This window comes from Bifidobacterium sp. LH_389 (assembly GCF_056357235.1).
This window is the reverse complement of the sequence record NZ_JBKEVR010000001.1, coordinates 558,994-566,063: the sequence shown is the minus strand read 5'-3', so window position 1 is coordinate 566,063 and position 7,070 is coordinate 558,994. Positions and strand designations below refer to the sequence as shown.

The 7,070-nt window shown below is 63.2% G+C and carries 8 protein-coding genes; 7 read left to right on the top strand and 1 reads right to left on the bottom strand.

Annotated features, from left to right (window positions below):
• Nucleotides 1-343: 343 nt before the first annotated feature.
• The 6 genes from AC1AZA_RS02455 to AC1AZA_RS02430 all read left to right on the top strand — a co-directional run bounded on the left by AC1AZA_RS02455 (nucleotide 344) and on the right by AC1AZA_RS02430 (nucleotide 4,636).
• Nucleotides 344-958 (top strand): 50S ribosomal protein L25/general stress protein Ctc, encoded by a 615-nt coding sequence (locus AC1AZA_RS02455; RefSeq protein WP_476513142.1) that lies wholly within the window; start codon nucleotides 344-346, stop codon nucleotides 956-958.
• Between the two features lie 272 nt (nucleotides 959-1,230).
• The gene (locus AC1AZA_RS02450) at nucleotides 1,231-2,358 is read left to right on the top strand and encodes a branched-chain amino acid aminotransferase (protein WP_476513141.1); all 1,128 of its coding nucleotides are present in this window, start codon (nucleotides 1,231-1,233) and stop codon (nucleotides 2,356-2,358) included.
• 263 nt (nucleotides 2,359-2,621) lie between these two features.
• Entirely contained in the window at nucleotides 2,622-2,855 is a 234-nt protein-coding gene (locus AC1AZA_RS02445; RefSeq protein ID WP_476513140.1) for a helix-turn-helix domain-containing protein, read from the top strand.
• Nucleotides 2,856-3,034: 179 nt separating this feature from the next.
• Nucleotides 3,035-3,334 (top strand): hypothetical protein, encoded by a 300-nt coding sequence (locus AC1AZA_RS02440; protein WP_476513139.1) that lies wholly within the window; start codon nucleotides 3,035-3,037, stop codon nucleotides 3,332-3,334.
• A gap of 1 nt (nucleotide 3,335) precedes the next feature.
• Nucleotides 3,336-3,650 (top strand): type II toxin-antitoxin system mRNA interferase toxin, RelE/StbE family, encoded by a 315-nt coding sequence (locus tag AC1AZA_RS02435; RefSeq protein WP_476513138.1) that lies wholly within the window; start codon nucleotides 3,336-3,338, stop codon nucleotides 3,648-3,650.
• 236 nt (nucleotides 3,651-3,886) lie between these two features.
• Complete coding sequence (locus AC1AZA_RS02430; RefSeq protein ID WP_476513137.1) at nucleotides 3,887-4,636, top strand: trimeric intracellular cation channel family protein; 750 nt, start codon at nucleotides 3,887-3,889, stop codon at nucleotides 4,634-4,636.
• 92 nt (nucleotides 4,637-4,728) lie between these two features.
• On the opposite strand, the gene rpsT is transcribed toward AC1AZA_RS02430, so the two are convergent.
• Nucleotides 4,729-4,989, bottom strand: coding sequence for a 30S ribosomal protein S20 (rpsT, locus tag AC1AZA_RS02425; RefSeq protein ID WP_476513136.1), 261 nt, complete (start codon nucleotides 4,987-4,989; stop codon nucleotides 4,729-4,731).
• Nucleotides 4,990-5,187: 198 nt separating this feature from the next.
• Between rpsT and lepA the strand changes: the two genes are divergently transcribed.
• Nucleotides 5,188-7,068, top strand: a complete 1,881-nt coding sequence (gene lepA / locus AC1AZA_RS02420) for a translation elongation factor 4 (protein ID WP_476513135.1) — start codon at nucleotides 5,188-5,190, stop codon at nucleotides 7,066-7,068.
• The last annotated feature ends 2 nt before the right edge of the window (nucleotides 7,069-7,070 follow it).

Here is a 7,070-nt window from a genome sequence, read left to right as displayed (position 1 = left end):
GCGCACGCCGAGTCCCTCGCGGTTCCTTAGCTCGTCGATGCGGTTTCTTTCCTCGGCCGACAGGTGGGAATACACTTTCGTCATGAGCGCGACACTTTCTCTTCGGTTGTGGACTTGAACACTTCCAACCTTAGAGCGGGTGTTGCGCTTCTATTTAGAACCCGGGCGGGGCACGGGTTGTCCAGCGTGATGGTATACTGGTGGACTGTTGTCTTGGCGAGGGAATGCGGCCGGTCCGCTTCCGTTATCGACTCGACGTGATGGTACGGCTCCTTGGGTCGTTTCGCGGCGCGTCGTGGCGCCGGGACGGAGCAAACTGAAATTATTTCAAGGAGAAAACATCATGGCACATACCATCGTGCTCGAGGGCGAAGTCCGCAACGAGTTCGGCAAGGGCGCTGCCCGCCGCATGCGCGTCGCCAACCAGATTCCGGCCACCATCTACGCCGGCGGCGCCGAGCCGACCTTCATCAAGCTGCCGCTCAAGTCCACCACCTACGAGCTGCGCAACCGCAACGCCCTGTTCAACATCAAGTTCGACGGCCAGAGCAAGATGGCCATCGTCAAGGACGTGCAGCACAACCCGATCAAGCGCATCATCGAGCACATCGACTTCTACGAGGTCCGTGCCGGCGAGAAGGTCAACGTGACCGTGCCGGTGTTCGTCGAAGGCCTGCCGAAGGGCGCCGCCGTCGCGTTCGTGGACCTGCAGCACCTCGAGGTCCGCGCCGACGTGGCCAACCTGCCCGAGAAGATCGTCATCGACGTCAACGGCCTGGCCGACGGCGACAAGGTCCTCGCCAAGGACGTCAAGCTGCCCGAGGGCTCCGAGCTCGTCATCGACGATCCGGATACCTCCGTCGTGTCCGTCGAGGTTCCCGAGGACGCCGCCCCGGAGACCCCGGCCGCCGCTCCCGCCGCGGATGCCGCCGCTCCGGCCGCCGACGCCAAGGCCTGATCCCTCCGATCGGTCCAGAACCCCTGAGCAACGGGGAGTCCGCCGCCACGCGGGCTCCCCGTTCTGGCATTCCGGGCATCCTCGGCATTCCGGGCTTCCCGGGCGGCATGGCGCGACGATCTTTCATAATGTGAACCGTGTCACGCCGCCGGCGTCCGAATGTGCGATAGTGCCTCCTAGGCCGAACGCCACAAGCGCAAGGCATCTTGACCATATCAGCGTCTGCCGCGACGTTCCATCCGCCGGCCGGCGCCCATCAAAGAAGCAAGAATATGACTGAAGCATCTCATCACGATCCGGCGGCGCTCGACAAGCTCACCGAAGCGTTCACCGTCCTGCCCAACGACAACCCGGCCTCCGACGCCAAGCGTCAGGAGCTCATCGACAAGCCGGCGTTCGGACAGGTCTTCTCCGATAACATGACTCACATGACCTGGACCAAGGGCGAAGGTTGGTCCGACCGTCGCGTCGAGCCGTACGCGCCGCTCAAGCTGGATCCGGGTGCCTCCGTGCTCCACTACGCGCAGGAGGTCTTCGAGGGCCTCAAGGCGTACCGTCACGCGGACGGCTCCACCTGGCTGTTCCGCCCGGACGCGAACGCCGAGCGTTTCCAGAACTCTGCCAAGCGCCTGTACCTGCCCGAGCTGTCCGTGGACGACTTCCTCGGTTCCGTGGCCGCGCTCGTCAAGCGCGACGCCAACTGGGTGCCGTCCCGCCGCGAATACACGCTGTACATGCGTCCGTTCATGTTCGCCTCCGAACCGTTCCTGGGCGTGCGCGCCCCGCAGGAGGTTGACTACTGCGTGATCGCCTCCCCGTCCGGCCCGTACTTCCCCGGCGGCGTCAAGCCGGTGAGCATCTGGGTGGAGGACAAGTGGTTCCGCACCGGCCCCGGCGGCACCGGCTTCGCCAAGTGCGGCGGCAACTACGCGGCCTCCCTGCTCGGCGAGTACACGGGCATTGAGAACGGCTGCCAGCAGGTGTGCTTCGTGGACGCCGCCACCAAGACGTACCTCGAGGAGCTCGGTGGCATGAACATGATGATCGTCCACAAGGACGGTCACGTGGAGACCCCGTCCCTGACCGGCAACATCCTGCCCGGCGTCACCCGCCGCTCGCTGATCCAGCTCATGCAGGACCGCGGCATCGACGTGGTGGAGACCATGATCAAGCTGACCGACCTGCTCGAACAGATCAAGTCCGGAGACGTCACCGAGGTGTTCGCCTGCGGCACCGCCGCCATCATCACCCCGATCGGCCGCTTCAAGTCCAAGGAATTCGACGTGACCGTGGGCGACGGTGGATCCGGCGAGCTCACGCTGGATCTGCGCAACGAGCTGCTCGGCATTCAGCTGGGCGAGCGCGAGGATCCGCACAACTGGATGTGGAAGGTGTGCTGACAGGCTTACTGCCAGCCTGTTTTGAGGCCCCTTGCGAATCGCGGTATTCGCAAGGGGCTTTTTCGTTGGTTTTCGTGATGAGGTGGGTGGCTCAGGGGTTGCCGTGCTACGCACGGATTTCGCTCAATCCGCGCGCGTGAGTTCGTGGAGCGAGCGGTGCGATGGATGCGAGGATGGCATGGTTCCGGTGCCTGGTCGGTGAACTCGGCTGGGACCTCGCGTTGCGTGAGTAGAATCGGACTCACCAGAGGTAGGTGAGTCACATGAGTTTGAAGAGTCTACGGCTGAAGCGCGGATGGAGCCAAGCAGAATTAGGCGGCAAGGTTGGCATGTCCCGAGGCAACGTTGGTGATTACGAGACTGGACGTCGTCCGATCGAGAATATGACGTTGGGCATGGCTATCAAGCTATGTGATGCCTTACGTGTGTCTAATCCGCGTAAGTTGCTGGATGATGATTCGCCCGAGGAATCGGCGGGTAATCCGACTCAAGCCTAGGCGTGCTCTTTATGGGGACGTCTGGGCGCTAGGCGTGTCCGATCGGACGCGCTGAAGCTGGGGTAAAAGTGAGCCCACGTAGTTGCACCTACGTGGGCTCATGCCTAGCTAAATAAATATCAAACCAATTCAGTGAGGCATGTCTATTATAGCATGCCTCACAAGGGAGTGAGGTCATTATGACTACATTCGCTGGTCGAGGCGGCGTGATGCTGTATCCTGTAGGTATCCGACGGATCGGGGTGATTGCCATGGTGAAGGTCAGGGGCAGGCGTCCGCATGTGGTTTCGTTCAACCGGAACACGTACGTGCGTGCGATGCGCGGTGCCGCGTTGCAGGGCACGACGTTGGAGGCCGAGCTGAACAAGGTGGTCGCCCGGTATGCGGATGAATCCGATGCGCTGCCGGAGGGTGCGATGGTGTTCCGCACGCGTGATGGGCTGTTGAGGCATCTGCGTTCGGTGCTGGACGGCGAGTAGCGTGTTCGACTATGTCGATACGCCGACGTTCGATGCCGATCTGCGTCGCCTGAAACGGTTCCGTCGTGAGTATGCGGAATCCGTGTTCGATCTGATCGAGAACCATCTTACCGTGTACGGCGGGGTTCCCGAGTCGTGCGAACCGCATGCGCTGGTCAATCCTCGGGGATGCTTTTCCGGGTATATGGAGTGTCACGTCGAACCGGATGTGCTGTTGGTGTACAGGGTGACGCGCAAGCATGTGCTGCTGGCGCGTATCTGTACGCACGGGGAGTTGGAGTCGTGCCGGTTCGGCCGTGAATGGCCGGCCGGCTAGTCGGCGGTTCCGTGCCCCCTTGTTTTTCGTGAAGCCTAGGCGGTGCCATCGTTGCCTAGGCTTTTCCGTTGTCCTTTGGCGTTATGGAGGTTTTTGGGTTCTTCCGATTGTGGCATGTAAGGGCCGTGACCTCGGGCGCGCCGCGGACGGCCGTTGAGCAGGGGAGTGGCTATGCTGGCACGCGGCGACCTGCCCGGACGACCGGCGGGCATGCGACGGACGAGGGAGGGCACACGATGACGGTGGCGCTGGAGTCGAACGCGGTGTTCGTGGGGATCGAGTATCTGGCTATCTTCGTGTGGGGGCTGTCCGGCGGATTGTCCGCCGTGCGCAAGGGCTTCGATCTGTTCTCCATACTCATGTGCGCGTGGATGACGGCGCTCGGCGGCGGTCTCGTGCGCGACACCCTGCTCGGCGACCTGCCCCCGGTGGGCATCACCGACAAGGGCTACATCCTCACCTGTCTGGTGTCAGGTCTCATCGTGGCCGTTGCGCATCCGGAAGTGAGCCGGTTCAAGTGGACGATGGTGGCGATCGACGCGCTGGGGCTCGGCCTGTTCGCCGTCAACGGCACCGCGAAGGCACTGGCGTTCGGATCGTCCGGTATGACGGCTGTGTTCCTCGGCATGGCCACGGCGCTGGCCGGCGGACTGTTCCGCGACCTCATGGTGGGGGAGGTGCCCATGATCATCGGCGACCGGCACCTGTATGCCGTGCCCTCGCTGGTGGGCTGCGTGCTGACGGTGCTCGTGTACAAGGGCGTGCGGGCGTCCGCGATCGGCATGCAGGCGGAAATGATTCTGGACGTGGTGATCGTGATCGTGGTGTTCACGCTGCGCATGGTGTCCGTGGCTTGCAACCTCACGCTGCCCGGTGCGGTGGATCGCAGGAGCGTGACTGACGGGACGGATGCGGATAACGGGGAGACAGTGGACGGCGGGGAGCATTCCGGCGATGCGCAGGCCGAAGGGCATGCCCTGAAATAGTGCCTTGCAATAATGCCCTGAAAAGGGGAAAGTCCCGCAACCCCTGTGCGGGACTGCGGGACTTTCCGAAGGTTGACCCTGAACGGTCAGGATCAGAGCGCGTTGATCGCCACGGCGAGGCCGGACTTGCGGTTCGCGGCCTGGTTCTTGTGAATCACGCCCTTGCTGGCAGCCTTGTCCAGACGACGGGCGGCCACCTGATAGGCGGCTTCGGCGGCGGCCTTGTCACCGGAGGCGATGGCCTCGCGGGTGTGACGGATGGCGGTCTTCACGGCGGACTTGACCTGAACGTTGCGCTGGTGCGCCTTCTCGTTGGTCAGCACGCGCTTCTTCTGCGACTTGATGTTAGCCACTATCTACTCCAAACGACGTAAACGTGTATTACAAGGACATACAAACTGACATGATAACACAGGTTCACCCCAAACGGTGCCGTGTTTTGCGAATTGGCGGGGAATTCGGGGAAAATGCCCGTGAGTCTCGGCACGTAGGGTATGCCGGACGCTACACTTGGTTCGTTTGAACCTTGTGAAGTGAAGGAGCCGAGTCAGGTGGTTGAGCAGAGGAACAAGCCCGGGTATACCGATCAGTCGCTGATCCGCAACTTCTGCATCATCGCGCACATCGACCACGGCAAGTCGACCGTGGCGGACCGCATTCTGCAGCTGAGCGGCATCGTGCCCGAACGCGAGATGCGCGATCGCTTCCTCGACCGCATGGACATCGAGCAGGAGCGCGGCATCACCATCAAGTCGCAGGCCGTGCGCGTGCCGTGGACGTTCGACGGCACCGAGTACACGCTCGGCATGATCGACACCCCCGGCCACGTGGACTTCACCTACGAGGTCTCCCGCGCGCTCGCCGCCTGCGAGGGTGCGGTGCTGCTCGTGGACGCCACGCAGGGCATCGAGGCGCAGACGCTGTCGAACCTGTACATGGCCATCGACCACGACCTGACCATCATTCCCGTGCTCAACAAGATCGACCTGCCGAGCGCCGAACCGGATCGTCACGCCGAGGAGATCGCCGGGCTCATCGGCTGCGACGCGTCCGACGTGCTGCGCGTCTCCGGCAAGACCGGCGAGGGCGTGGCCGACCTGCTCGACCGCATCGTCATGGAGGTGCCCGCCCCGCACGGCGACCCGAAGGCCCCGGCGCGCGCGCTCATCTTCGACTCGGTGTACGACTCGTACCGCGGCATCGTCACTTACATCCGCATGGAGGACGGCGAACTCAAGTCCCGCGAGAAGGTGCACATGATGGGCATCGGCATGACGCACGAGCCCATCGAGATCGGCGTGATCAGCCCGGACATGACGCCCACCAAGGCGCTCGGCGCCGGCGAGGTCGGCTACATCATCACCGGCGCGAAGGACGTGAGCCAGTCCAAGGTGGGCGACACGCTGACCTCCGCCGCCCGCCCGGCCACTGAACCGCTGCCCGGCTACCGCGACCCGAAGCCCATGGTCTACTCCGGTCTGTTCCCGATCGACAACGCCCAGTTCCCCGAACTGCGCGACGCGCTCGACAAGCTCAAGCTCAACGACGCGGCCCTGATCTACGAGCCGGAAACCTCCGTGGCGCTGGGCTTCGGCTTCCGCTGCGGCTTCCTCGGCCTGCTGCACATGGAGATCGTCTCCGAGCGCCTGGAACGCGAATTCGGACTCGACCTCATCTCCACCGCGCCCAACGTGCCGTACGACGTGACCGCGGAGGACAACACCGTGCACCACGTGACCAACCCGAGCGAGTTCCCGGACGGGAAGATCAAGAAGATCGTCGAGCCGATGGTCGCGGCGGACATCATCACGCCCAAGGAGTTCATCGGTTCGGTGATGGATCTGTGCCAGGACCATCGCGGCATCATGGGCACCATGGAGTACATCTCCACCGACCGCGTGGAGATGCACTACCGCATTCCGCTCGCGGAGATCGTGTTCGACTTCTTCGACCAGCTCAAGAGCCGCACCAAGGGATACGCCTCGCTCGACTACCATGAGGACGGCGAGCAGGCGGCGGATCTGGTGAAGGTGGACATTCTCATTCAGGGTGAGAAGGTGGACGCGTTCAGCGCGATCGTGCACCGGGACAAGGCGTACAGCTACGGCGTGATGATGACCAAGAAGCTGCGCGAACTGATTCCGCGCCAGCAGTTCGAGATTCCCATTCAGGCGGCCATCGGCTCGCGCATCATCGCCCGCGAGAACATCCGCGCCTTGAGGAAGGACGTGCTCGCCAAGTGCTACGGCGGCGACATCACGCGCAAGCGCAAGCTGCTCGAAAAGCAGAAGGCCGGCAAGAAGCGCATGAAGATGCTCGGCCACGTGGAGGTGCCGCAGGAGGCGTTCATCGCCGCGCTGTCCACCGGAGACTCCGGCAACGACCGCGACACGAAGGACAAGATCCGTGCCGCGCAGAAGACCGAAGGCTGACG